This is a genomic window from Neorhizobium sp. USDA 3394 (assembly GCF_056280385.1).
This window is the reverse complement of sequence record NZ_JBWCDU010000001.1, coordinates 3,815,213-3,839,462: the sequence shown is the minus strand read 5'-3', so window position 1 is coordinate 3,839,462 and position 24,250 is coordinate 3,815,213. Positions and strand designations below refer to the sequence as shown.

The window sequence follows — 24,250 nt, the reverse complement described above, 5'->3', positions numbered from 1 at the left end:
CGTTTTGGGTTCGTATCCAGCCTGGTAATGCTGACAGTGCTCGCCGGCTGCCAGGTTCGCCCGCTTTATTCCGAGGCTTCCGGCACCGGCGAGCGCCTTGCCGCCGTCGGCTTTGAGCAACCCCACACCCGCCTCGACCAAGTTGTCCGCAACCATCTGGTCTTCCTGACCTCCGGCGGTGCCGGCGAATCCACCCGTCCTGCTTACGACGTGAAGCTGGCCACCAAGAGCACGGCCTCGAGCATCATTGACGACGAGGACGACGAGGACGACGACAACGTCTCTCCGACCGGCGTACCGGTCCCAGGCCGCGTCCAGGTGGAAGGTACCTATACGATTACCCGTGTCAGCGACGGGCAGGTGCTGAAGTCTGGCAAACGCCAGGTTGTCGCGCTCATCGACATTTCGGGCCAGGGCTATGCTGGCCTCCGCGCCGTTCGCGACGCCGAAAACCGCGCTGCAAGAGAACTTGCCGAGTTCATCCGCGCCGAGATCGCGATTGCGCTTTCGCGCGAACCTCAGCCGCAGACGGTATGGCAGAAGTAAAATCCCACGAATTCGATCGGTTTGCTGATAAGAGCGCGGGACTCTACAAGATCTTCGTGATCTACGGCCCGGATCGCGGCCTCGTTTCCGAACGTGCGGCCCTGATCGCAGGCAAGACCGGCATTTCCCAGGATGATCCGTTCGCCATGCTCAAGCTCGACGTTTCGGACCTGCAGGGCGACCCGGGACGGCTTATCGATGAAGTGAACTCAATGGGCCTTTTCGGCGGCTCGAAGCTCGTCTGGCTGCGTGGCGCTGCCAATGAAAAGCCGCTTCTGGACGCGATGCAGGTTTTGGCTGACGGCCCGGCTCCCGCCAACATCCTGATAGTCGAAGCGGGCGACCTCAAGAAGGGGAGCGGGCTGCGCAAGATCGCTGAGCCCTCCCGATCCATCGCTGTCATTCCCTGCTACGCGGACGATATCAAGGCCTTGAACAGCCTCATCGATTCGGAACTGGGGAGCGAAGGCCTCAGGATCAGCCCCAACGCCCGCCAGCGGCTCCTGGAGCTGCTTGGGGGGGACCGTGTGGCCTCCCGTAACGAGATTCGCAAGCTCGCGCTTTACTGCCGTGGCACGGGCATGGTCGAAGAGGCGCAGATCGATGAAATCATCGGCGATGCGAGCGCAGTTTCAGCCGATGAGGCGGTCGACGCGATCCTCGGCGGCGACTTGCCCGGCCTTCACCGTGCCATTCAGAAGATCGTCTCGTCGAAGACCCCGGTTTTTCTCGTCCTGCAATCCTGCCTGAAACAGTTCCAGCTGCTGGATCTGATGAAGGCGGAGATGGAAGAGAAAAAGCTCCAGACCGCGCAGGTCATGATGACGCTCGGCAGGCATATTCACTTCAAGCGGAAACCGATCATGGAAAAAGCGCTGAGGACCTGGAGTTCGCCAGCGCTTGCACGTGAAACGGAACGATTGCAGGCCGCCGTTCTGATGTCGCGGCAGAGGCAGACCCTCGAACCCAATATTGCCTTCCACACGCTAATGGCGACAGCTATTCAGTCAAGCCGCTGAATAGACTGGGTTATCTACGCTCGAGTAGACGACATATCTCTTCGAGCTGCTCAAGCGTCCGGTAACCGATCCTGATCTGACCGCCACCGTTCTTGTGATTGATCTTCACCTCCAGACCAAGAGAGTCGGAGAGGGTACGCTCCAGCGCCAGGGTATCGGAATCCTTTTGTTCCGCTTTCGAAACGTTTACCGGCTCCGATTGCGCCTTGATGTCGTTTTGAGCCAGCTTCTCGGCATCGCGGACCGACATCCCCTTGGCGACGATCGTACGTGCCAGCGAAACCGGATCTGATGTCGTGATGAGGGCGCGGGCGTGACCGGCAGAAAGGCTTCCCCCCGCCAGCATCTCCCGAACCGGCTCGGGCAGCTTCAACAGACGGAGGCTATTGGCCACATGGCTTCGGCTTTTGCCGATGATTTCACCAAGATCGTTCTGCGTATAACCATGCTCGGCAATAAGTTGATCATAACCCAGCGCCTCTTCCAGAGGGTTGAGATCCGAGCGCTGTACGTTTTCAACGATGGCAATCTCAAGCGCCGTGCGGTCATCCACATCGCGAACGATAACAGGAATTTCGACCAGGCCGGCAAGCTGGGCCGCACGCCAGCGTCGTTCGCCGGCAATGATTTCAAACTGATCGGCGCCGCGCGGCCGGACGACGACCGGTTGCACGATACCATGCTGACGAATGGAGCTCGCGAGATCCTGGAGCTCGCCTTCATCAAAGCTCCGGCGCGGGTTCTTCGGATTGCGCGACACATGCTCGATCGGCACCATGCGATCCGGGTTGACGCTACGGGCACCACTGTTGACGGGCGCCGGCTGGTCCATTTCACCGATAAGAGCTGCAAGACCGCGCCCGAGGCGCCGTTTTGAGAGATCGTCGTTCATTCTCACTACTCACTTGTCTGCAAAGTGTCAGGCGGCCTTGCGCCTACGTTCCCGCTGGATGACTTCAGAAGCCAATTGCAAATAAGCCTGGCTGCCGGCGCATTTCAAGTCGTAAAGGATGGCCGGCTTCCCGTAGGAGGGCGCTTCCGAAACGCGAACATTGCGCGGGATCAACGTATGGTAGACCTTTTCGCCGAGATGCGTCCGGACATCGTTGACGACCTGCTGGGCAAGATTGTTTCTTGCATCGAACATCGTCAGGACGATCCCCTGGATGTCGAGCGAAGGATTGACGCTGCGACGCACCTGATCGACGGTCTCCAGCAACTGGCTCAAGCCCTCCAGGGCGAAAAATTCGCACTGCAGAGGTACCAGAATGGAATGAGCGGCCGCCATGGCATTCATCGTCAGCAGGTTGAACGATGGAGGGCAGTCCAGCAGAATGTAGGAATAAGCCAAGGCGTCATCGCTATTCAAAGCATTTCGAAGCTTGAACGCCCGATCGGAAGCCTGCGAGATTTCCATCTCGAAACCGAGCAGATCCATCGTCGAAGGGACGATGTGAAGGTTCGGAACAGCCGTTGCCAGCGCGGTTTCCGCGATGGAGTTATAACCCATCAGCAGGTCGTAGGAGGAGATCTTGCGGTCGCGGCGCTCGATACCCAGCCCGGTGCTGGCATTGCCTTGCGGATCGAGGTCCACGATCAGCACACTCTCACCGATGGCAGCGAGCGCCGTCGCCAGGTTGATCGCCGTCGTCGTCTTGCCGACGCCGCCTTTTTGGTTGGCAATCGTGATAACCCGATTTCTTTCAAACATGCAGCACCTGAAAATCTAGGGTTCTTTGTGCCGCAAATTGCTTATCTCGAGGATAACTGAATCCGGCTCGACGGCACTCTGATGTTTTATCAGATCGAACACCCAACGACCACGGGCTTTCTCGACTTCCGTCGCGTAATCCCGGCCTTTATGAAAAAAAGCTCTTGTTTCTTTGCCGATCATCCACGCCGATGTGTAGGAAAGAAGCGGATCAAGCTCTGCAAGAGCCCTGGCCGAGATGCGGTCGCAATCTGGAAGAGCCTTCGGAGCCGATTCGATTCGCAGTGGATGAACAGAGCCTCTGGCGCCCGTCTCGCTCAGCGCCACTCGAAGAAACGCTGCCTTTTTCTGATTGCTCTCAACCAGATGAACCCACCCTTCTTGCACCTCGGCCAGAAAGATTGCGGTTATGACACCTGGAAAGCCACCGCCAGAACCTAGGTCGAGCCATTTATAAGGCTGAGGCGCGAGTTGGAAGATTTGAGCGCTGTCGGCGATATGGCGTCGCCACAATTCATCCAGCGTCGATGGCGCCACAAGATTGATAGCCTTTGCCCATTTCTGGAAAAGCGCAGAGAAATGTTCGAGCTTTTCTTGCGTTTCACGTGAAACACTCTTGCCGTTCAGAAGCATTTACTGGACTCGCTTGAGGCGATGTGGTGCGGCTTCCTCTTTCCGAAGAAGCGCCAGGATAAGAGCAAGGGCGGCGGGCGTCATGCCGTCAACCTTGCCCGCCTGTGCGAGGTTCGCCGGATTCGCCGCAGTCAGCTTCAGTTTAAGTTCATTGGAAAGCCCGGGGAGTCCTTTGAAATCAAAGCCTTGCGGGATAACGCGGGCCTCGTCCCGATGAGTGGCGTGAATATCGGCGGCCTGGCGATTCATGTAAACCGCGTAGGAGGCTTCGATCTTCAAGGCTTCCCCAACCTGAGGCGACAACTGTGCCAGCTCCGGCCATATGGGGGTGAGGCCAGCCAGTGTCTGGTCGGGATAAGCCAGCAACTCATACGCCCCGTTCGGCGCTGCCCGTCCCTGTTGAGCTTCAGGCCATGATCATTGGCCTCATTGGGTGTCAGATTACGGGACCGCAGTAATTCCCGGCCTGAATCCAGCGCCCGCGTATAGGCACGCAGCTTCGCCGACCGCGCTGGTCCGACACAGCCCAGTTCGATCGCCTTCTCGGTCAGCCGAACATCCGCATTGTCGGCCCTGAGCGACAGCCGGTATTCGGCGCGGGACGTAAACATGCGATAGGGTTCAGTCACTCCGCGAGACGTGAGATCGTCGATCATGACGCCGATATAGGATTCGGCGCGGCTGAAATGGTAGGCGGCACCGCCGGACGCCTTTCGCGCAGCATTCAATCCGGCAACCAGGCCCTGTGCCGCGGCTTCCTCGTAACCGGTAGTGCCGTTGATCTGGCCGGCAAGGAAAAGGCCTGGAATCTTCTTCACTTCCAGAGCCGCGGTCAGTTCGCGGGGATCCACATGGTCATATTCAATCGCATAGCCGGGCTGCATGATCGCCACTGCCTCAAGACCCGGGATCGTGCGGATGAACGCTTCCTGGACCTCTGCGGGGAGGGAGGTTGAAATACCATTCGGATAGACCGTCGGATCGTCCAGGCCTTCCGGTTCCAGAAAGATCTGATGCCCGTCGCGCTCGCCGAAACGGACGATCTTGTCCTCGATCGAAGGGCAGTAACGCGGACCTACTCCTTCGATCTGGCCCGAGTACATGGCTGATCGGTGGATATTGTCTGAAATGATTTTGTGCGTCGCATTCGTTGTGCGCGTGACACCGCAAGCGATCTGCCGGATGGTGATCTTATCGGTCATGAAGGAGAAAGGAACCGGATCCTCGTCGGCCTCCTGCAGGCCGACTCGGGTCCAGTCGATCGTATTTCCATCCAACCGCGCCGGCGTACCGGTTTTCAGCCGACCCAGCCGCAAGCCAAATCGCGCCAAGGTCTCGGACAGTCCCAAGGAGGGAGCTTCACCGACACGACCCGCGGGAATTTTCTGGTCACCGATATGAATCAGGCCGCGAAGAAAAGTGCCGGTCGTCAGGACAACTGTTCCGCATCCGAATCGACGACCGTCTTTCAGTTCAACGGTGCCCACCCGGCCGCCCTTGATCTCGATATCGAAAGCGTCACCCTCGATCACGGTAAGATTGGGGTGATCGAGAATCTCACGCTGCATCGCCAACCGGTAAAGCTTGCGATCGGCTTGGGTCCTCGGCCCGCGTACCGCAGGGCCTTTTTTGCGGTTGAGGAGCCGGAACTGAATACCCGAGGCATCCGCGACGCGGCCCATCAAACCGTCAAAGGCATCAACCTCACGCACGAGATGACCCTTGCCGAGGCCGCCGATCGCGGGGTTGCAGGACATCACGCCGATGGTCTGCCGGTTATGGGTTATCAGCGCAGTGCTGGCACCCATGCGCGCCGAGGCACTCGCTGCCTCGCAGCCAGCATGACCCCCGCCTATGACGATGACGTCGAATGTCTTTTCCATTTGCCTACCTTATGAAACAGCGCGGCCGCGCGCTGTTTCACGTGAATCACTTACCGATGCAGAACTGCGAAAAAATCACATCAAGGAGCTGTTCCACATCGACCCGACCGGTAATGCGGCCCAGCGACGACGCTGCAGCCCGGAGGCTCTCGGCCCGAAGATCGAGCTCTCGGCCGTTTAGCGCTTCTTCGATAAAAATGGAAGCCTCTTTCAGGTACTGCAGGTGTCGCTGCCGATTGGGAACCAGCGATCCGGACCAGGTTTGCCGGAGGTTTTCCAGGATCAGGAAACGAAGCTCATCCAGCCCTTCCCCTGTTTCGCTGGAAATATTCAAATCATAGGCGGGCGACGGGCGGCGTATGTCCGCCTTGGTTCCAACGCGCAGGACATCCCTGTCCACCTTGTCGAGAATTTGTTTCGAGCCCGAATCGATCTCTTCGAGCTGCAGGACAAGGTCCGCCTGTTCGATCGCTATGCGTGCTCTCCGAACACCTTCCTGCTCAACGCGATCTTCGCTCTCACGAAGACCCGCCGTATCGAAGAACCGTACCAGATAACCATCCATGTCCACGTCGACATGCAGAATGTCCCTGGTGGTGCCTGCAATCTCCGTAACGATCGCAACGTCGCGTTTCGCCAATGCGTTGAGCAGGCTGGATTTGCCGGCATTGGGAGGGCCTGCGATGACCACTTTGTATCCGTCGCGAATGATCTCACCGGCCTTCGCCGAAGCGATATGCTCCTCGAGTTCGAGATAGAGATCGCCCACCTCCGTCCAGACCCGGTCCGAAACCGACCCTGGGACATCATCCTCATCCGCGAAGTCAAGTTCCGCTTCGATCAAGGCTCGCGCACGGGTCAATCTCTCGGCCCATCCCATATAGAGCGCCGATTGCCCGCCGAAGCCTTGCTCGACCGCCAACCGCCGTTGCATCTCGGTCTCAGAAGCAATGAGATCCGCAAGGCCCTCGACCTCCACCAGATCCAGCTTCCCGTTCTCGAACGCTCGGCGGGAAAACTCGCCGGCCTCGGCGAGACGTAGCCCGATTAACTCCAGTTCCCGATAGACGGCCGAAACAACGGCACGGCTGCCATGCAGGTGCATTTCAACGCAATCTTCCCCGGTAAAGGAATTCGGACCCGGAAAGGCCAGGACCAGAGCCTGATCGATTATCGGACCGTTGCGGCTCCGAATCGTTCTCAATGCAGCCTTCCTGCCAACCGGCAACTCCCCGGCCAAGACGCGGGCGGCGTCGAATGCCAGGCTCCCGCTTATCCGGACGACCGCAACACCCGCGGGGAGGGCACCGCTGGAAAGGGCATAGATCGTATCGTTGACTGCCTGGATCATGGAATCAATCTATCAGAGACGCCTCTAAACTGAAAAGCGCCCGGCACAGCCGAGCGCTCCAGTATCCGCCGTGAATCCGGCTAAGGATTAGGTATTCATCGAGTCGAAGAAATCGCCGTTGGTCTTCGTCTGCTTCAGCTTGTCGATCAGGAACTCGATCGCGTCCGTCGTCCCCATCGGGGCAAGGATACGGCGAAGCACGAAGATCTTCTGGAGATCCTGGCGCGGCACCAGCAGGTCTTCCTTACGCGTACCGGACTTGAGGATGTCCATCGACGGGAAGATGCGTTTGTCGGCGACCTTGCGGTCGAGAACGATTTCCGAGTTGCCGGTGCCCTTGAACTCTTCGAAGATGACTTCGTCCATGCGGCTGCCGGTATCGATCAGCGCGGTCGCAATGATCGTCAACGAACCGCCTTCCTCGATGTTACGGGCGGCACCGAAGAAGCGCTTCGGGCGTTGCAGGGCGTTGGCGTCCACGCCGCCCGTCAGTACCTTGCCGGAGGAGGGCACGACGGTGTTATAGGCGCGGCCGAGGCGGGTGATGGAATCGAGCAGGATGACGACGTCGCGGCCGTGCTCGACCAGGCGCTTTGCTTTCTCGATCACCATTTCGGCGACCTGCACGTGGCGCACGGCCGGTTCGTCGAAGGTGGAGGAAACGACCTCGCCCTTGACCGAGCGCTGCATGTCCGTGACTTCTTCCGGACGTTCGTCGATCAGCAGGACGATCAGATAACATTCCGGATGGTTGGCTGTGATCGAGTGAGCGATGTTCTGCAGGAGAACTGTCTTACCGGTACGTGGCGGAGCGACGATCAGGCCGCGTTGGCCCTTGCCGAGCGGTGCCACCAGGTCGATCACTCGGGCCGAGAGATCCTTGGAGGTCGGAACTTCCAGTTCCATCTTGAACCGCTCGTTCGGGTAAAGCGGCGTCAGGTTGTCGAAGTGGACCTTGTGACGGATCTTTTCCGGGTCGTCGAAATTGATCGTGTTGACCTTGAGAAGGGCGAAGTAACGCTCGCCTTCCTTCGGACCGCGGATCGGGCCCTCGACCGTATCGCCGGTCTTCAGCGAGAAGCGGCGGATCTGGGAGGGGGAGATATAGATATCATCGGGACCGGGCAGATAGTTTGCGTTCGCGGAACGCAGAAAACCAAACCCGTCCTGCAAGACCTCGACCACGCCTTCGCCGATGATTTCGACGTCCTGGCTCGCCAGAACCTTGAGGATCGCGAACATCAGCTCCTGCTTGCGCATCGTGCTGGCGTTCTCGACCTCCAGTGATTCGGCGAAGGTCAGCAAATCGGTAGGGGATTTGCTTTTGAGTTCTTGAAGCTTCATTTCAGCCATGAAGGGGGGGACCATATTGAGAATTTCGGGGGATGTAGGCGTGTCGGTGAAATTCGCTACCGCGGAAGATGAACCGGGGACGACGGGAAATTACACGCATGCCACGAGATGAGATGGCGACGAAAATAGCGATTCACGTGGAACGCCGCAAGAGGCAAGACCGAAATCTTGCCAAAGAAAGATCAAGCCGGCATCAGAACGGTTTCACGATCACCAGAATAACGATGCCGATCATCAGAATGGTCGGGACTTCATTCATCATGCGCCAGTAACGCGGCGTTCTTCGCGAACCGTCGACCGCGAAGTTACGCACCGCACGGCTGAACAGCACATGCACCATTGTGAGCAGCACGACAAGCCCGATCTTCGCATGCAGCCATCCGCCGCGAAATTCGTAGACGTCCCAGGCGAGAAAAAGACCGAGAACCCAAGTGATCATCATCGCCGGGTTCATGATGATCTTCAGCAGCCGCTGCTCCATCATCTTGAAGGTTTCAGACTGCGCCGAGCCCGGTTCCGCGTCGCTGTGATAGATGAACAGCCGCGGCATGTAGAGCAATCCGGCCATCCAGGACATCACCGCGATGACATGGAAAGCCTTGATGTAGAGAAGAAAATCATCCGGCTGGGCCAGATAGACTGCAACCAGGATGGCGCCGAATACGGCAAGCGCGACCACGGCCCGCAATGCCGATCGCCGCCCGGCCGTCCTGCCGGTCTGCCGCTCTTCTGCGCTCACGTTGCGGCTCCCCGCACACGCTCGATCAGCTTGGTTACGTGATCGGGATTGGCCTCTGGCGTGATGCCATGGCCGAGATTGAAGATCAGCGGCCCTTGCCCGAGTTTCTCAAGGATGGCGTCGATGCCGTCTTCGAGCGACTTGCCACCGGCGACGACCCGCATCGGATCGAGATTGCCCTGTACCGGGCCATCCTTCTGCAGCTCGGCAGCAAACGACAACGGCACCGACCAGTCGAGGCCGATCGCATCCGCCCTGGTCTTCTGGCGATAGGCTTTCAGGTTCAGCCCGGCGCCCTTGGCGAAGGCGATGATCTTTGCCTGGGGCCGCTGGCTGCGAACGATCTCGATCATCCGGGCAACGGGTTTCACGGCATAGGCTTCGAATTCCTTTTCGCCAAGCACACCCGCCCAGGAATCGAAGATCTGCACGGCATCTGCGCCAGCATCGATCTGAGCGATCAGATATTCGGCGGAGATCTCGGCAAGCACGGACAGCAGCCTCTCGAAGGCTTCCGGATGCCGATAGGCAAACAGCCGGGCAGGGGCCTGGTCGGGCGTCCCGTGGCCGGCAATCATGTAGGTGGCAACCGTCCAGGGCGCACCACAGAAACCAAGCAGGGTTGTTTCCTCAGGCAATTCCCGCCTCAACCGACGAACCGTTTCGATGACCGGAGCAAGATGGGCAAGAACCCCTTCGCCTTTCAGTGCCGAAATGCCGGCGGCGTCGATCGGATCCATCCGCGGGCCTTCGCCCTGCACGAACCGTACGTTCCGATGAAGGGCATCCGGAATGACGAGGATATCGGAAAACAGGATTGCCGCATCGAAGCCGTAGCGCCGGATCGGCTGCAAGGTTACCTCGACAGCCAGATCCGGCGTGTAACAGAGATCGAGAAAGCTTCCCGCTGTCGCCCGCGTCTCCCGGTATTCCGGCAGATAACGTCCTGCCTGTCTCATCAGCCAGACAGGCGGTGGACTGACGGTCTTGCCTTCCAGCACCTCGATGATCTTCCGGTATGCGCCGGTCAATGGGTTCTCCCTAAAAATATAAGAAATGAATCTTACTAGGTTTCTATTTCTTAGAGTCGGTGAGTAGCAAGGATTAAAGTCAAATCACAGCCGACGCGACGATCCGCCGCTTTGTCTCCGTTCACGGAACAGAAAATCGCCCACGAGGCGCGCTTCTTGGGACGGTCTGGATTTCACAAGCTATTTCAGGGGGATGGTGGCAGGCGAGATTAGGCGCTATCTGTGGATAAGCTGGGGAGGGAAGACAGCCAGGATGGCCCTGTCCCCAGAACGCACAAGCCAGTCTGATCCGCATCCGCGAGATATGCGAATGTGGAAAACCGGGCGGTTTTCCCGAGGCCGGGTCGGGGCCTGGGCGAACCTGATGGTCTCTCCCGAGTTATCAACAAAGGATTAAGTTTAGCGTGGAGAACAGAAAAAACTTCTTCCATCTGCACCTGATATCTGACTCCACGGGCGAGACTCTCATCTCCGCTGGCCGTGCCGCCTCGGCGCAGTTCCAGTCTTCGCTGGCGGTGGAACATGTCTACCCGCTGATCCGCAACCGCAAACAGTTGCTCGCGGTGCTCGAGGCGCTCGATCGCGAACCGGGCATCGTCCTCTATACGATTGTCGATCAGGAACTGGCCGGGCTCATCGATCAGCGCTGCCGGGACATGGGCCTTCCCTGCGTCAACGTGCTGGAACCGGTCATGGCGACATTCCAGGCCTATCTCGGTGCGCCGTCCCGCCGCCGGGTTGGCGCCCAGCACGCGCTCAATGCGGATTATTTCAAGCGTATCGAAGCGCTCAATTTCACCATGGATCACGACGACGGCCAGATGCCGGAGGACTACGACGAGGCGGATGTCGTGCTGATCGGCATCAGCCGCACCTCTAAAACCCCGACCAGCATCTACCTCGCCAATCGCGGCATCAAGACCGCCAACATACCGATCGTTCCGGGCGTAGAGCTGCCGGATAGCCTCTATCGCGCAACCCACCCTCTGATCGTCGGCCTGGTCGCCACCACTGATCGGATCAGCCAGGTGCGTGAAAACCGCGAACTCGGCGTCACCCAGGGTTTCGACCGGCGCCATTATACGGACCGCGCCACGATCAACGAGGAACTGAAATATGCCCGTGCACTCTGTGCCCGCCAGAACTGGCCGGTGATCGACGTGACGCGCCGGTCGATCGAGGAGACGGCGGCTGCAATCGTTGCGCTGCGCCCGAAGCTGCGTTAAGCGAATCCGCGCATCGCTTCTGGGAGATTTCCGTGACAGTGCCCCTCGTACTTGCCTCCTCCAGCCCCTTCCGCCGGATGCTGATGGAAAATGCCGGCCTCGCTTTTGAAAGCCGTGCAGCGGAGATCGACGAGCGGAAGATCGAAGCAGGCCTGGAAGGCGCGAGCCCCGACCAGGTGGCGCTGACGCTTGCCAAGGCAAAGGCGCTCGAAGTCACCGGACATTTTCCAGGCGCTCTGGTGATCGGCTCGGACCAGACCATGTCGCTTGGAAGCCGCGTCTATCACAAGCCGAAGACCCTCGCCGAAGCGAAAGAGAACCTGCTTTCCCTTTCGAACAAGACCCACCGCCTGAACAGCGCGATCGCTTTTGCGCGCGATGGTGAAATCGTCTGGGAACATGTCGCCCATGCCGACCTGACCGTCCGGGGTTTAAGCGAAACCTTCGTGGATCGCTATCTGTCGCGGGTGGGGGAAAAGGTCTACGGCAGCGTCGGAGCCTATCAGCTGGAAGGGGAGGGTATCCAGTTGTTCTCCAGGATCGAAGGCGACTATTTCACCATCCTCGGCCTGCCGATGCTTCCGCTCCTCGAAAAACTTCGTGACCTGGGAGCGATCGATGGCTGATTCACGTGAAACATTTTTAGTTAATGCTTTCGTAACCGGCTGGCCGGTGAAACATTCCCGTTCCCCATTGATCCATGGTTATTGGCTGGAGAAGTTCGAGATTGCCGGGACCTACAGGCCGGAGGCCGTGACGGAAGCGGACTTCCCCGCCTTCATCCAAGCGCTGAAGGACGGCAGTTCCGGCTTTCGCGGCGGTAATGTCACCATCCCCCACAAGGAGCTCGCCTTCAGGCTGGCCGACCGGCCGGACGATCTGGCGGAAGAGCTTGGTGCGTCGAACACGCTCTGGATGGAAAACGGCCTTTTGCATGCCACCAATACCGACGGCCACGGGTTCACCGCCAATCTCGACGACCGCCATCCGGGCTGGGACAAGATCGATCGCGCTGTTATTTTGGGAGCCGGCGGCGCGAGCCGCGCCGTCATCCAGGCGATACGGGATCGCGGCGTCGGCGAGGTCAATGTGGTCAACCGGACAGTTTCACGCGCCGAGGAACTCGCCGATCGGTTCGGCCATAAAGTCCACGCCCATCCTGTCGGAGCACTGCGCGAGGTCATGTCCGGCGCAGGCCTTTTTGTGAACACGACGTCGCTCGGCATGGACGGCAGCGAAGCGCCGAAGATCGATTTCTCGGTCCTGGTGTCCGGCGCGGTCGTCACCGATATCGTCTATGTCCCGTTGAAAACGCCGCTGCTCATCCAGGCCGAGGAGCAAGGTTTTCCAATCGTCGACGGGCTCGGCATGCTGCTGCACCAGGCTGTGCCCGGTTTCGAAAAATGGTTCGGCCGTCGTCCAGCCGTCGATAAAACTCTCCGCGACCTCGTCATCGCCGATATGGGAAGCCACGGATGATCGTCATCGGCCTCACCGGCTCCATCGGAATGGGAAAATCCACGACCGCGAAAATGTTCGCGGAAGAGGGCGTCCCGGTGAATGACGCCGATGCCGTCGTCCATGATCTCTATCGTACCGATGCGGTGGCGCCCGTCGGCGAGGCGTTTCCCGGTGCCGTCAAGGACGGTGTCATTGATCGGCAGGAACTGTCCCGCCAGCTTTCGGGGTCACCGGAGAAATTTCCGGTCCTCGAAGCGATCGTCCATCCGCTGGTCCGCCGGCGCGAAATCGATTTCCTGGCCCGCCATCGGGAAGCCGGCACCGATCTTGTGCTTCTCGATATCCCGCTTCTCTTCGAAGTGAAGGGAGAGGATCGCGTCGATGTCATCGTCGTCGTTACCTGTGATCCACAGATACAGCGCGACAGGGTGCTTGCGCGTCCGGGCATGACGGAGGAAAAATTGGCGATGATTCTCTCCCGCCAGATGCCCGATGCGGAAAAACGCAAAAGAGCCGATTTCCTCATCGACACCGGCCTCGGACTGGAAGCGGCGAGGGAGCAGGTGCGCGAGATCATAGCGTCCCTGAGAGCCCGAAAGATGAGCGAGAACATTCCACATGCGTGAAATCATCTTCGATACGGAAACCACCGGCCTCGAATCGAAAGTCGACCGGGTGATCGAAATCGGCGGCATTGAGCTGATCAACAATTTCCCGACCGGCCGGACGCTCCATCTTTATATCAATCCGGGCGACCGCAAGGTTCATCCGGATGCGCTCGCCGTGCACGGCATTACCGACGAGTTCCTGAAGGACAAGCCAAGCTTCGCGGATGTCGCGCAGCAGATCATCGAGTTCTTCGATGGCGCCAAGTGGATCGCCCATAATGCGACCTTCGACATGGGCTTCATGAATGCGGAATTCGGCCGTCTCGGCCTGCCGCCCGTGATGTCCGACCAGGTCATCGACACCCTGGCCATGGCCCGCCGCAAACATCCGATGGGTCCGAATTCACTCGATGCGCTCTGCCGTCGTTACGGCATCGACAACGCTCACCGCACCAAGCACGGCGCGCTGCTCGACTCCGAACTGCTCGCCGAAGTCTATATCGAGATGACCGGCGGCCGCCAGACCGCGCTCGGCCTGATGGGCAACGAGCGATCTGCGACGGTGGTCGAGACCGAGGAAGTGGTGATCGAGGTTGCTGGTCGCCCCCGGCCTCTTAGCCCCCGACTGACCGAAGCCGAGCTGGAGGCTCATGCCGCAATGGTCGCGTCGCTGAAGGACAAGGCGGTCTGGCTGAAATACGGAACGGTCGAATAAAAAAGCCCGGGTCGCGAAACCCAGGCTCTTTTCTCAAATCGGAAAATCCGATCTTAGCTGTCAAGCACCTGAACCTTGGAACGGGCCTGTTCCTCGGCCATGCGCTGCGTGAACATCTGCGCGAAATCGATCGGATCGATCATCAGCGGAGGGAAGCCGCCGTTGCGGGTCACGTCGGCAATGATCTGGCGGGCGAAGGGGAACAGGAGGCGCGGGCATTCGATGAACAGCAGCGGCAGCATGTGCTCCTGCGGGAAACCGGTGATGCGGAAGACGCCGCCATACACCAGCTCGGCCGCGAAGACGACCTTGTCACCATCCTTGGCTTCGGCATTCAGCGTCAGGATGACGTCGAAATCGGCCTCGGAAAGCGGATTGGCGTTGACGTTGACATTGATGTTGATCGCCGGGGCCTTGTCGCGCGCCTGCAGAGAACGCGGAGCGCCCGGGTTCTCGAAGGAGAGATCCTTGGTATACTGCGCCAGGATGTTGAGGGACGGCGTTTCGGCCTGGTTGTTATCGTCTGCCATTGGATTTCCTCGAGGCTTTGGAGCGTTGAGGCCCTCTAACATTTCGCTTGGGGGCTTACAACCCTGGCCAATCCGCTGGACCTCTCAAGGTTCCTTGCTTTTGGGACCGGCCCAGGGCGAGGAGGGATCGGGATCGCGATGGTAATCCTGCTCGTCGAGATCGACCACCGGCCCGGTTTTTTTGGCTTCCGGCGAAGGCCTCGGGCTTTCGTAGCGATAGCTTTCGCTGCGCGGCGAACGGACGACGACGATGCGGCGGCCAACCAGCGACCAGATCAGGCTACGCACGAAGGGAATGAACAGCGCCAGCCCGATGATGTCGGTCAGGAAGCCGGGCAGCAGCAGCAAAATGCCGGCGACGACGATCATCGCGCCGTCGATCAAAGCGCGACCGGGCGCGCGGCCGTCGCGGCTCTCGGTCGAAATCTTCCTCAGGATCTGGGTGCCCTGGCTGCGCAGCAGAAAGGCTCCGAGCACTGCGGTACCGACCACCAGGCCGAGCGTTGCCCAGAGGCCGAGTGCTTTGCCGACGAGCACGAAGCCCGCGATTTCGGCGAGCGGCCAGCCGATCAAAATGAGCGGCACGAGAAAGAAGCGCATGATATTCCCTGTGTCGTGATATTCGGTTGCGCGCAAAGCGCTAACGTCTTCGCCATTTGAATGATAGGCGTATGCAGACTATATGAGAAACTGCACCGAATATTTAAACGCCAAATGCGGGTTAAGATGGGCTCCAACGACTTTATAACACTCTTTTTCCTTGTCGCAGCGGTTCTGATCTTCCTGCAACTGCGCAGTGTGCTCGGACGCCGGACGGGAAGCGAGAAGCCGCCGTTCGATCCTTACAGCCCCCGCGACGTCGCGAAAAACCCGGGTGGCGACGATGGCAAGGTCGTGACCCTGCCGCGGCGGGATGCGACGGATGACGAGCAGCGTTATGCGGATGTTGACGCTGTCGCCAAGCCCGATACGCCGCTCAACGCCGCACTGCGCGAAGTGGTCAAGTCCGATCCCTCATTCCGCCCTCGCGAATTCCTGAATGGTGCGCGCATGGCATACGAGATGATCGTCATGGCCTTTGCGGATGGCGACCGGAAGACGCTGAAGGGCCTTCTGTCCAAGGAGGTATTCGACGGTTTCGATGCGGCGATCACCGACCGGGAATCCCGCGGCGAAGTGGTGAAGTCCACATTCGTCGGTATCGACAAGGCGGATATCACCCATGCCGCGGTCAAGGATGCCGAGGAACAGATCACCGTCCGGATCGTCAGCCAGCTCATTTCCGCCACCTATGACAAGGCCGGGGCGCTGATCGACGGCGACCAGGAAACCGTGGCGGAAGTCACCGACATCTGGACCTTCGCCCGCGACATCCGCTCCCGCGATCCGAACTGGAGACTGGTCGCCACCGAATCCGAACAATGACCTTGAGCTCTGCGGATTATACTCTTCGGCCGGTATCCTTCTCCGATCTTTCGGGGTGGGGCGATGACGATCCGACCGTCCTGTTTGCCGGCATGCGCGCGTCGCTGGAGCATATTCGCAAGGTCAAGCCCTATCGAACCGGCGCCCTCGGCCTGACGGCTGAAGAACTCGCCACCCTCATCGAAGCCGCCCGGGACATCCCGGGCGATCCCGTTTCCGCCCGGGCCTTTTTCGAAACCCATTGCACGCCCTTCCTGATTGCCCGCAACGATGGCCGGCGCGGTTTCGTTACCGCCTTCTACGAACCGGAGATCGAGGTCTCGGAAACGCGGGACGATGTCTGGGTCCATCCCTTCTATTATCGCCCCGACGATCTCGTTGATCTCGACGACAGCAACAGGACAACCGGATTGGACTCCGGCTACATGTTCGGTCGGCAGACACCCGACGGGATCGTGCCCTATCCGGATCGCGGCGAGATCGATCGCGGCTTCCTCGAAGGCCGAGGCCTGGAGATCGCCTATGCGAAGTCCAAGGTCGATGTCTTCTTCATCCATGTCCAGGGCGCCGCGAGGCTGAGATATCCGGATGGAAACATCCGGCGGATCACCTATTCCGCCAAGGCGGGCCATCCGTTCTCGCCGATCGGCAAGCTGTTGATCGACCGCGGCGAGATCGATCCTGCCGAGATTTCCATGCAGAGCATCCGCGCATGGTTGGCTGAGAATCCGGCTAAGGTAAACGAGGTGCTCTGGCACAATCGTTCCTACATCTTCTTCCGGGAAGCGGATGTCTCCGATCCGTCGCTCGGGCCGGTGGCTGCTGCCAAGGTGCCGCTGATCCCGGGACGTTCGCTGGCGGTCGATCGCCAGATCCACACCTTCGGCTTTCCCTTTTTTATCCGGTCCGAAACGCTGACCCACATGGATAACGGAAAACCCTTCGCGCGGTTGATGCTGGCGCTCGATACCGGCTCGGCGATCGTCGGCCCGGCGCGCGGCGATATTTTTACCGGCTCCGGCTTGGAGGCGGGCGAGCTAGCCGGAACGGTACGCAACGACGCGGATTTCTATATCCTCATCCCCAAGGCGGCTTCTGTCAGGTACGGCGGATGAAGGGTGGTCGCAAACTCGATCCGGAAGAGCGGATATTGTGGGGCAGGGTGGCCAAGTCCGCCCGCGCCCTGCCTGGGCGCATGAAGGAGATCCTCGAATTCGAGGAAGCCGAAACCGCGAAGATTGCCGCGGAAGAGGCAGCCGTCGAAGCGAAAAAGCCGAAGCCAGCGCCGCGTCAGGAAAGTTTTGCGGTCGAACTTCCGGCGTCCGCGCCGGCCAGGCGTCCCGTAGGCGCTCATCAACCGCTGGAAAAGCCGGTCAAGAAAAAACTCGCCAAGGGCCGGCTGCCGATCGACGCCCGTCTCGATCTGCACGGACTTTTCCAGGGCGAAGCCCACGACCTGCTTCTCGATTTTCTGCTGAGAGCCCATGACCGCGGCCTTCGCCACGTCCTGGTGATCACCGGCAAGGGGAGTTCGATGGGCAGCGAAGGGGCGCTCCGCCGCGCTGTGCCGCTGTGGTTTTCGAAAGCCGAGTTCCGCTTTCTGATCTCGTCCTACGAATGGGCGGCGCGCCATCATGGCGGGGAGGGGGCTATGTATGTACGGCTCTCCCGAGGTCGCGGAGATCGGGAATGACGCCCTTCGGCCACGCACTGAGAGAGCTTCGCCGCCGCAAGGGCATCACCCAGCGCGAGCTTGCTGAGGCGATCGGCGTCACACCTGCCTATCTCTCGGCCCTGGAACATGGCAAGCGCGGCCGCCCGACCTTCGAGCTGCTGCAACGGATCGCCGGTTATTTCAACGTCATCTGGGACGAGGCGGAAGAGCTTTTCCGCCTTGCCGAAGCGTCGCACCCGAAAGTCGTGCTTGATACTGCGGGTCTGCCGCCATCATACACCGGCTTTGCCAACCGGCTGGCGCAGCGGATTCGCTCTTTGCCGCCGGACGTGATAGAGGAAATGGACGCGCTCCTCAAAAAAGCCGAGATGCGAGGCTGAATTCGCTGCGCATCCACGGCTTTCATGCCGTATTGGCGAGGCTCAACCTTTAGAAACCGCCCCGATTTCCCTATATTCTGAGGGTGGAATGGCCGGTGATTCGCTTAACCGGCATCTCAAACGAATTGGAAGATAATTAATGACCGATACACCCGTCAGCGATAATGGCGCGAGTGCCGAATATGGTGCCGACTCGATCAAGGTTCTGAAGGGCCTCGACGCCGTTCGCAAGCGGCCCGGCATGTATATCGGCGATACGGACGACGGCTCCGGCCTGCACCATATGGTCTACGAAGTCGTGGACAATGCGATCGACGAGGCGCTGGCCGGCCATGCCGACCTGGTGACCGTGACGCTGAACGCCGATGGCTCCGTCACCGTGACGGACAACGGCCGCGGCATCCCGACCGACATTCACACCGGCGAAGGTGTATCGGCTGCCGAAGTGATCATGACCCAGCTCCACGCGGGCGGCAAGTTCGACCAGAATTCCTACAAGGTTTCGGGCGGGTTGCATGGCGTCGGCGTTTCGGTCGTCAACGCGCTGTCCGTCTGGCTGAAGCTGCGCATCCGCCGCAACGGCAAGCTCCACGAAATTTCCTTCACCCACGGCGTTGCCGACGGCCCGCTCAAGGTGATCGGCGAATACGAAGGCCGCTCCGGAACCGAGGTTACCTTCCTCGTCAGCTCCGAAACCTTTACGATGACCGAATACGACTACGGCACGCTCGAGCATCGTCTTCGCGAACTGGCGTTCCTGAATTCCGGCGTCAGAATCCGGCTAACGGACAAGCGCAAGCCGGACGTCAAGGAAGAGGAAATGCTCTATGACGGCGGCCTCGAAGCCTTCGTCCGTTATCTCGATCGCTCCAAGAAGCCGCTGGTCGAAAAGCCCGTCAGCATCAAGGGCGAAAAGGACGGCATGACTGTCGAAGTGGCCATGTGGTGGAACGACAGCTACCACGAAAACATGCTTTGCTTCACCAACAACATCCCCCAGCGCGATGGCGGCACGCATATGGCCGGCTTCCGCGGTGCCCTGACGCGTCAGGTGACGTCCTACGCGGATAGTTCCGGCATCACCAAGAAGGAAAAGGTCACGCTGCAGGGGGAAGACTGCCGCGAAGGCCTGACCGCGGTGCTTTCCGTGAAGGTGCCCGATCCCAAGTTTTCATCGCAGACGAAGGACAAGCTCGTTTCTTCGGAAGTTCGGCCGGTGGTCGAAAGCCTGATGAACGAAGCCTTGAGCACCTGGTTTGAAGAGCATCCGTCCGAAGCGAAGATCCTTGTCGGCAAGGTGGTCGAGGCGGCCGTTGCCCGCGAAGCCGCCCGCAAGGCCCGCGAGCTGACCCGCCGCAAGGGCGTGCTCGACATCGCCTCGCTGCCCGGCAAGCTCGCAGACTGCTCCGAGCGCGATCCGGCCAAGTCGGAACTGTTTCTCGTCGAGGGCGATTCCGCTGGCGGTTCCGCAAAGCAGGGCCGTTCCCGTGAAAATCAGGCTATTCTGCCGCTGCGTGGGAAAATCCTGAACGTCGAGCGGGCCCGTTTCGACAAGATGCTCTCCAGCCAGGAAATCGGCACGCTGATCACCGCGCTCGGCACATCGATCGGCAAGGACGAATTCAACGCCGACAAGCTGCGTTACCACAAGATCATCATCATGACGGACGCCGACGTCGACGGCGCCCATATCCGCACCCTGCTTCTGACCTTCTTCTTCCGTCAGATGCCGGAACTGATCGAGCGCGGCCATATCTACATCGCCCAGCCGCCGCTCTATAAGGTGAGCCGCGGCAAGTCGATCCAGTACCTGAAGAACGAGAGCGCTCTGGAAGAGTACCTGATCAGCATGGGCCTCGAAGAGGCGACGCTGACGCTCGGTTCCGGCGAAGTCCGTGCCGGGCAGGATATGCGCGAAGTCATTCAGGACGCGCTGCGTCTGCGCGCCCTGGTCGAAGGACTGCATTCGCGCTACAGCCGCTCGATCATCGAACAGGCCGCGATCGCCGGTGCGCTCAATCCGGAACTGACCGACAATCGCGAGCGGGCTCTGGAGACCGCCGCCGAAGTTGCCCGTCGCCTCGACATGATCGCCGAGGAAACCGAACGCGGCTGGACCGGTCATGTGACCGACGAGGGTGGCCTGCGTTTCGAGCGCATGGTGCGCGGCGTCAAGGAAGTCGCGGCCGTGGACGTGGCGCTGATCGGTTCGGCCGATGCCCGCCATATCGACCAGATGACGACGCGCCTGCAGGAAATCTATCGTACGCCGCCGGTCCTCACCCGCAAGGATGGCCAGCAGGAAATGTCCGGCCCCCGTGCTCTCCTGGAATCGATCTTCGCGACGGGCCGCAAGGGTCTTTCCATGCAGCGTTACAAGGGTCTCGGCGAGATGAATGCCGAGCAGCTTTGGGAAACGACGCTCGATCCGAACGTCCGCTCGCTGCTGCAGGTCAGGGTCAACGACGCTACCGATGCCGACGGTCTCTTCTCGCGCCTGATGGGCGACGAAGTTGAACCGCGCCGCGAGTTCATCCAGGAAAATGCGCTGAGCGTCGCCAACCTCGACATCTGACGTTGTCGCCTCACAAGAAAAAAGCGGCGGTCCCTGGGGCCGCCGCTTTTCGTTTGTCCAGCGCAAAAATGTTTCACGTGAATCTTTCCTGTGGATATGGATTCACGTGAAACAATTCTTAAAGCATCGCGACCTCAGGGCTCTCCTGTAAATTTCCCCTCGAAGGCAATTTCCGATACCGGCTTGCGCTTGCTGGGGAACTCCCGCTGGGCAAGATCGTCAGGCAGGGTGCTTCTGTCGGCCATGCGACCGATCGCAGCTGCTGCCTCGACCCGGTAGCCTTCCGGAATACCCAGCACCTCGACGGCCTTTTCCTTGTCGAGGCCTTCCATCCCATGCGCGTGATAACCGAGCTTCATCGCCTGCGAGATGACCGAAAACCAGGCTGCCCCGGTGTCGTAAGAATGGGTATAGGCGAGCCGGTGTTCACCAGTGCTGGCTACGCGATAGGTCTTCGAGACGACGATCATCAGCGCTGCCGCGTTCTGCGCCCAGCGCTGGTTACCCGGCGAAAGAATGTCCACAAGCACCGGAAACGATGGCGTGTCGCGCAGCGCGTAGATGAAACGCCAGGGCTGGTTGTTGCCGGAGGAGGGCGCCCAATGCGCGGCATCGAGGATTGTCAGCATGGTCGGCTGATCGATTGTTTCTTCGGTAAACGCCCGCGGCGACCAGCGGTCGAGGAAGAAGGCATCGATCGGAAATTCCGAATCGCGGGTATTGCTGCTGGTCATGGGCATTCTCCGAATTTGCAGGCCGAGGGCAGATTTAGGACTAACAATAGGCCCGCCGACCTGCTTGGCAATAGACTTCTGGTTGGCCGAAAACAGGCGTGACAAGCCGGGACGCATGTTCCATAAACCTCCTCGCTTAAATGGAGGACCATGCTTTGAAACTGATGCGCATTGGCGAGCCGGGCCATGAAACGCCGGCACTTTTTGACAACAAGGGCAGGATTCGCGATCTTTCCGGCCATGTCGCCGATATAGCCGGGCCTGCCATTTCCCCGGAAGGCCTCGCCAGGATAGCCGCTCTTGATCCGGAGAGCCTGCCCGAATTGCAGCCGACCCGCATCGGCGCCTGCGTCGCCGGCACCGGAAAGTTCATCTGCATCGGCCTCAACTACTCCGACCATGCCGCCGAAACCGGCGCGACCGTACCGCCTGAGCCGATCATCTTCATGAAGGCGACGTCGGCCATCGTCGGCCCGAACGACGACGTGGTCATTCCTCGGGGTTCCGAAAAGACCGACTGGGAAGTCGAGCTCGGGGTGGTCATCGGCAAGACCGCGAAATATGTCTCGGAAGCCGATGCGATGGATTATGTCGCCGGCTACTGCCTGACCAATGACGTCTCCGAACGCGCCTTCCAGAGCGAGCGCTCCGGCCAGTGGACCAAGGGCAAGTCCTGCGACACCTTCGGCCCGATCGGCCCCTGGCTCGTCACCAAGGACGAAATCCCCGACCCGCAGAACCTTGGCATGTGGCTCACCGTCAATGGCGAGAAGATGCAGAACGGTTCCACCAAGACGATGGTCTACGGTGTCCGTTATCTCGTCTCCTACCTCAGCCAGTTCATGTCGCTGCATCCGGGCGACATCATCTCGACCGGCACGCCTCCGGGCGTCGGCCTCGGCATGAAGCCGCAGCGTTTCCTGAAACCGGGCGAAGTCGTCGAGCTCGGCATCGACGGCCTCGGCACCCAGCGGCAGACCTTCGTCGCCGACATCTAAATGATCGGGGGACTCATGCCCGCCGGCGCGCATGAGTCCTTAACCAGGCTTGGAAGGTGGAACTTTAAGGCTTACATGTCATTCTCAAGACAGCAGAATGATCTGCGGTTCCGCCTTCCTCTTGGCCAATTCAGCCGGTATTCCCCATAATGTTGCACCGCAATAGAAAAGTGCTAGCCTATCCCCAAGCTGCTCCTGAACCGATCGGTTCGATGCCACTGTCGGAAATCACGAAAGGTAGCACCTCGATGTTCTATCAGTTCTACGAGATGAACCACGCCACGATGGCCCCCGTTCGCGCCGCCGCGGATGCCATGCACTTCTTCTATTCCAACCCGCTCAATCCGTTTTCCCATACGACGATGGGCCGGACGCTGTCGGCTGGCCTTGAAGTCTTCGAGCGCGTCACGCGCCGATACGGAAAGCCTGCCTTCGATCTTCCCTTCACGATCGTCGATGGCGAGACCGTCGCGGTGACGGAAGAAATCGTCTGGAACAAGCCCTTCTGCAACCTCCTGCATTTCCGCCGCGACCTGCCCGCCGGCCGCGCTCCGGATCAGAAGATCCTGATCGTCGCGCCGATGTCCGGCCACTATGCGACCCTGCTGCGCGGCACCGTGGAAGCGCTGCTGCCGAGCGCCGATGTCTACATCACCGACTGGATCGATGCCCGCATGGTGCCGATCACAGATGGTCGCTTCGATCTCGACGACTATATCGACTACATCATCGAGATGCTGCATGCGATCGGCCCCGGCACCCATGTCATCGGCGTCTGCCAGCCCTCCGTTCCGGTGCTTGCCGCCGTGGCGGTGATGGAATCGCAGCGCGATTCGATGGTCCCCGCTTCGATGATCCTGATGGGCGGCCCGATCGACACCCGTATCAACCCGACCGCCGTCAACAAGCTTGCGGAAGAACATTCGATCGAATGGTTCCGCGACAACGTCATCATGAACGTGCCGTGGCCGCATTCCGGCTTCATGCGCCGCGTTTATCCGGGCTTCCTGCAATTGTCCGGCTTCATGTCGATGAACCTCGACCGGCACGTGTCCGCCCACAAGGAATTCTTCCAGCATCTCGTCAAGAACGACGGCGAGTCCGCCGAGAAGCACCGCGAGTTCTACGACGAATACCTGGCGGTCATGGACCTGACGGAGGAATTCTACCTCCAGACGGTCGAGACGGTCTTCATCAAGCACTCCCTGCCCAAGGGCGAGATGATGCATCGGAATGTTCCGGTCGATACCAGCCTCATCCGCCAGGTGGCGCTGCTGACCATCGAAGGCGAGAACGACGACATTTCCGGTCTTGGCCAGACCAATGCGGCGCAGACCATCTGCCCCAATATCCCCGATGACATGCGCATGCATTACATCCAGCCGGATGTCGGACACTACGGCGTGTTCAACGGATCGCGTTTCCGTCGGGAGATCGCACCGCGCATCGTCGCCTTCACCCAGAAACATGCCAAGGCCGCGGTCAAGAAGACTCCGGTCAAGCGAGTGATAAAGGGTGGCAAGGCCAGCTAAGCTCGGCGGGTCTTCAAATTCCGGTTTATATTTCAGCATCTTCTTGAATTTAATGATCCGTCTTCTTGAAGGCGGATCATGGGCTCACCAAATCGAAGTGAGACGGGCTGGCATGTGGCCACCCG

24 protein-coding genes and 1 pseudogene are annotated in these 24,250 nt (G+C 59.8%); 14 read left to right on the top strand and 11 right to left on the bottom strand.

What is annotated here, in order from left to right; genetic code table 11:
* Window positions 1-27 precede the first annotated feature (27 nt).
* Window positions 28-546: a lipoprotein gene (locus ACZ9EJ_RS18975; RefSeq protein ID WP_046641922.1), complete on the top strand. Its 519-nt coding sequence runs from the start codon at window positions 28-30 to the stop codon at window positions 544-546.
* Entirely contained in the window at window positions 534-1,565 is a 1,032-nt protein-coding gene (holA, locus tag ACZ9EJ_RS18970; RefSeq protein WP_046641923.1) for a DNA polymerase III subunit delta, read from the top strand. Before ACZ9EJ_RS18975 ends, holA begins: the two co-directional genes overlap by 13 nt.
* A gap of 10 nt (window positions 1,566-1,575) precedes the next feature.
* On the opposite strand, the gene ACZ9EJ_RS18965 is transcribed toward holA, so the two are convergent.
* From ACZ9EJ_RS18965 to hemE, 8 genes and pseudogenes are all read right to left on the bottom strand, one after another.
* Window positions 1,576-2,457 (bottom strand): ParB/RepB/Spo0J family partition protein, encoded by an 882-nt coding sequence (locus ACZ9EJ_RS18965; RefSeq protein ID WP_046641924.1) that lies wholly within the window; start codon window positions 2,455-2,457, stop codon window positions 1,576-1,578.
* A 27-nt stretch (window positions 2,458-2,484) separates the two neighbouring features.
* A complete protein-coding gene (locus ACZ9EJ_RS18960; protein ID WP_046636085.1) occupies window positions 2,485-3,276 on the bottom strand; it encodes a ParA family protein in 792 nt (263 codons plus the stop codon).
* 15 nt (window positions 3,277-3,291) lie between these two features.
* Entirely contained in the window at window positions 3,292-3,909 is a 618-nt protein-coding gene (gene rsmG / locus ACZ9EJ_RS18955) for a 16S rRNA (guanine(527)-N(7))-methyltransferase RsmG (RefSeq protein WP_251091236.1), read from the bottom strand.
* Window positions 3,910-5,792: pseudogene (gene mnmG / locus ACZ9EJ_RS18950) on the bottom strand (tRNA uridine-5-carboxymethylaminomethyl(34) synthesis enzyme MnmG).
* A gap of 46 nt (window positions 5,793-5,838) precedes the next feature.
* Window positions 5,839-7,143: a tRNA uridine-5-carboxymethylaminomethyl(34) synthesis GTPase MnmE gene (gene mnmE, locus ACZ9EJ_RS18945; protein WP_046641927.1), complete on the bottom strand. Its 1,305-nt coding sequence runs from the start codon at window positions 7,141-7,143 to the stop codon at window positions 5,839-5,841.
* 87 nt (window positions 7,144-7,230) lie between these two features.
* Window positions 7,231-8,496 carry a transcription termination factor Rho gene (rho, locus tag ACZ9EJ_RS18940; protein ID WP_105404823.1) on the bottom strand — a complete coding sequence of 422 codons (1,266 nt, stop codon included), beginning with the start codon at window positions 8,494-8,496 and terminating at the stop codon, window positions 7,231-7,233.
* A 193-nt stretch (window positions 8,497-8,689) separates the two neighbouring features.
* Window positions 8,690-9,235, bottom strand: coding sequence for a protoporphyrinogen oxidase HemJ (gene hemJ, locus ACZ9EJ_RS18935; RefSeq protein WP_046641928.1), 546 nt, complete (start codon window positions 9,233-9,235; stop codon window positions 8,690-8,692).
* Entirely contained in the window at window positions 9,232-10,266 is a 1,035-nt protein-coding gene (gene hemE, locus ACZ9EJ_RS18930) for a uroporphyrinogen decarboxylase (protein ID WP_046641929.1), read from the bottom strand. Before hemE ends, hemJ begins: the two co-directional genes overlap by 4 nt.
* Window positions 10,267-10,670: 404 nt before the next feature.
* Between hemE and ACZ9EJ_RS18925 the strand changes: the two genes are divergently transcribed.
* The 5 genes from ACZ9EJ_RS18925 to dnaQ are packed head-to-tail and all read left to right on the top strand — an operon-like array spanning window position 10,671 to window position 14,276.
* Window positions 10,671-11,492, top strand: a complete 822-nt coding sequence (locus tag ACZ9EJ_RS18925; RefSeq protein WP_046636096.1) for a pyruvate, water dikinase regulatory protein — start codon at window positions 10,671-10,673, stop codon at window positions 11,490-11,492.
* A 32-nt stretch (window positions 11,493-11,524) separates the two neighbouring features.
* Window positions 11,525-12,118 (top strand): Maf-like protein, encoded by a 594-nt coding sequence (locus ACZ9EJ_RS18920; RefSeq protein WP_046641930.1) that lies wholly within the window; start codon window positions 11,525-11,527, stop codon window positions 12,116-12,118.
* Entirely contained in the window at window positions 12,111-12,971 is an 861-nt protein-coding gene (locus ACZ9EJ_RS18915) for a shikimate dehydrogenase (RefSeq protein WP_046641931.1), read from the top strand. Before ACZ9EJ_RS18920 ends, ACZ9EJ_RS18915 begins: the two co-directional genes overlap by 8 nt.
* On the top strand, window positions 12,968-13,579 hold the full coding sequence (coaE, locus tag ACZ9EJ_RS18910) for a dephospho-CoA kinase (RefSeq protein WP_046641932.1): 612 nt from the start codon (window positions 12,968-12,970) through the stop codon (window positions 13,577-13,579). The genes ACZ9EJ_RS18915 and coaE overlap by 4 nt, the downstream gene beginning before the upstream one ends.
* Window positions 13,572-14,276, top strand: a complete 705-nt coding sequence (gene dnaQ, locus ACZ9EJ_RS18905; protein ID WP_046641933.1) for a DNA polymerase III subunit epsilon — start codon at window positions 13,572-13,574, stop codon at window positions 14,274-14,276. The genes coaE and dnaQ overlap by 8 nt, the downstream gene beginning before the upstream one ends.
* Window positions 14,277-14,329: 53 nt before the next feature.
* Here the strand turns inward: dnaQ and secB are convergent, their stop codons facing one another.
* Window positions 14,330-14,806 carry a protein-export chaperone SecB gene (gene secB, locus ACZ9EJ_RS18900; protein ID WP_046636107.1) on the bottom strand — a complete coding sequence of 159 codons (477 nt, stop codon included), beginning with the start codon at window positions 14,804-14,806 and terminating at the stop codon, window positions 14,330-14,332.
* Between the two features lie 84 nt (window positions 14,807-14,890).
* Window positions 14,891-15,406 (bottom strand): FxsA family protein, encoded by a 516-nt coding sequence (locus tag ACZ9EJ_RS18895; RefSeq protein ID WP_046641966.1) that lies wholly within the window; start codon window positions 15,404-15,406, stop codon window positions 14,891-14,893.
* Window positions 15,407-15,532: 126 nt separating this feature from the next.
* Between ACZ9EJ_RS18895 and ACZ9EJ_RS18890 the strand changes: the two genes are divergently transcribed.
* From ACZ9EJ_RS18890 to gyrB, 5 genes are all read left to right on the top strand, one after another.
* Window positions 15,533-16,231: a Tim44/TimA family putative adaptor protein gene (locus tag ACZ9EJ_RS18890; protein WP_046641967.1), complete on the top strand. Its 699-nt coding sequence runs from the start codon at window positions 15,533-15,535 to the stop codon at window positions 16,229-16,231.
* The gene (mltA, locus tag ACZ9EJ_RS18885) at window positions 16,228-17,346 is read left to right on the top strand and encodes a murein transglycosylase A (protein ID WP_046641934.1); all 1,119 of its coding nucleotides are present in this window, start codon (window positions 16,228-16,230) and stop codon (window positions 17,344-17,346) included. Before ACZ9EJ_RS18890 ends, mltA begins: the two co-directional genes overlap by 4 nt.
* Window positions 17,343-17,924, top strand: coding sequence for a Smr/MutS family protein (locus tag ACZ9EJ_RS18880; RefSeq protein WP_046641935.1), 582 nt, complete (start codon window positions 17,343-17,345; stop codon window positions 17,922-17,924). The genes mltA and ACZ9EJ_RS18880 overlap by 4 nt, the downstream gene beginning before the upstream one ends.
* Window positions 17,921-18,286: a helix-turn-helix domain-containing protein gene (locus tag ACZ9EJ_RS18875; RefSeq protein ID WP_046641936.1), complete on the top strand. Its 366-nt coding sequence runs from the start codon at window positions 17,921-17,923 to the stop codon at window positions 18,284-18,286. Before ACZ9EJ_RS18880 ends, ACZ9EJ_RS18875 begins: the two co-directional genes overlap by 4 nt.
* Before the next feature lie 139 nt (window positions 18,287-18,425).
* Complete coding sequence (gene gyrB, locus ACZ9EJ_RS18870; protein ID WP_046635588.1) at window positions 18,426-20,861, top strand: DNA topoisomerase (ATP-hydrolyzing) subunit B; 2,436 nt, start codon at window positions 18,426-18,428, stop codon at window positions 20,859-20,861.
* A 134-nt stretch (window positions 20,862-20,995) separates the two neighbouring features.
* Here the strand turns inward: gyrB and ACZ9EJ_RS18865 are convergent, their stop codons facing one another.
* Entirely contained in the window at window positions 20,996-21,595 is a 600-nt protein-coding gene (locus ACZ9EJ_RS18865) for a nitroreductase family protein (protein WP_046641937.1), read from the bottom strand.
* A gap of 155 nt (window positions 21,596-21,750) precedes the next feature.
* Here ACZ9EJ_RS18865 and ACZ9EJ_RS18860 point away from each other — a divergent pair, with 155 nt between their 5' ends.
* The gene (locus ACZ9EJ_RS18860; RefSeq protein WP_046641938.1) at window positions 21,751-22,593 is read left to right on the top strand and encodes a fumarylacetoacetate hydrolase family protein; all 843 of its coding nucleotides are present in this window, start codon (window positions 21,751-21,753) and stop codon (window positions 22,591-22,593) included.
* A gap of 248 nt (window positions 22,594-22,841) precedes the next feature.
* Window positions 22,842-24,125 carry a polyhydroxyalkanoate depolymerase gene (locus ACZ9EJ_RS18855; RefSeq protein ID WP_046641939.1) on the top strand — a complete coding sequence of 428 codons (1,284 nt, stop codon included), beginning with the start codon at window positions 22,842-22,844 and terminating at the stop codon, window positions 24,123-24,125.
* Window positions 24,126-24,250 lie beyond the last annotated feature (125 nt).

Bases quoted from the DNA above. Each gene is read 5' to 3' on its own strand.
- ACZ9EJ_RS18975 (WP_046641922.1), top strand. From the start codon at position 28: ATGCTGACAGTGCTCGCCGGCTGCCAGGTTCGCCCGCTTTATTCCGAG.
- holA (WP_046641923.1), top strand. From the start codon at position 534: ATGGCAGAAGTAAAATCCCACGAATTCGATCGGTTTGCTGATAAGAGC.
- ACZ9EJ_RS18965 (WP_046641924.1), bottom strand. From the start codon at position 2,457: ATGAACGACGATCTCTCAAAACGGCGCCTCGGGCGCGGTCTTGCAGCT.
- ACZ9EJ_RS18960 (WP_046636085.1), bottom strand. From the start codon at position 3,276: ATGTTTGAAAGAAATCGGGTTATCACGATTGCCAACCAAAAAGGCGGC.
- rsmG (WP_251091236.1), bottom strand. From the start codon at position 3,909: ATGCTTCTGAACGGCAAGAGTGTTTCACGTGAAACGCAAGAAAAGCTC.
- mnmE (WP_046641927.1), bottom strand. From the start codon at position 7,143: ATGATCCAGGCAGTCAACGATACGATCTATGCCCTTTCCAGCGGTGCC.
- rho (WP_105404823.1), bottom strand. From the start codon at position 8,496: ATGGCTGAAATGAAGCTTCAAGAACTCAAAAGCAAATCCCCTACCGAT.
- ACZ9EJ_RS18915 (WP_046641931.1), top strand. From the start codon at position 12,111: ATGGCTGATTCACGTGAAACATTTTTAGTTAATGCTTTCGTAACCGGC.
- coaE (WP_046641932.1), top strand. From the start codon at position 12,968: ATGATCGTCATCGGCCTCACCGGCTCCATCGGAATGGGAAAATCCACG.
- dnaQ (WP_046641933.1), top strand. From the start codon at position 13,572: ATGCGTGAAATCATCTTCGATACGGAAACCACCGGCCTCGAATCGAAA.
- secB (WP_046636107.1), bottom strand. From the start codon at position 14,806: ATGGCAGACGATAACAACCAGGCCGAAACGCCGTCCCTCAACATCCTG.
- ACZ9EJ_RS18895 (WP_046641966.1), bottom strand. From the start codon at position 15,406: ATGCGCTTCTTTCTCGTGCCGCTCATTTTGATCGGCTGGCCGCTCGCC.
- ACZ9EJ_RS18890 (WP_046641967.1), top strand. From the start codon at position 15,533: ATGGGCTCCAACGACTTTATAACACTCTTTTTCCTTGTCGCAGCGGTT.
- mltA (WP_046641934.1), top strand. From the start codon at position 16,228: ATGACCTTGAGCTCTGCGGATTATACTCTTCGGCCGGTATCCTTCTCC.
- ACZ9EJ_RS18880 (WP_046641935.1), top strand. From the start codon at position 17,343: ATGAAGGGTGGTCGCAAACTCGATCCGGAAGAGCGGATATTGTGGGGC.
- ACZ9EJ_RS18875 (WP_046641936.1), top strand. From the start codon at position 17,921: ATGACGCCCTTCGGCCACGCACTGAGAGAGCTTCGCCGCCGCAAGGGC.
- gyrB (WP_046635588.1), top strand. From the start codon at position 18,426: ATGACCGATACACCCGTCAGCGATAATGGCGCGAGTGCCGAATATGGT.
- ACZ9EJ_RS18865 (WP_046641937.1), bottom strand. From the start codon at position 21,595: ATGACCAGCAGCAATACCCGCGATTCGGAATTTCCGATCGATGCCTTC.
- ACZ9EJ_RS18855 (WP_046641939.1), top strand. From the start codon at position 22,842: ATGTTCTATCAGTTCTACGAGATGAACCACGCCACGATGGCCCCCGTT.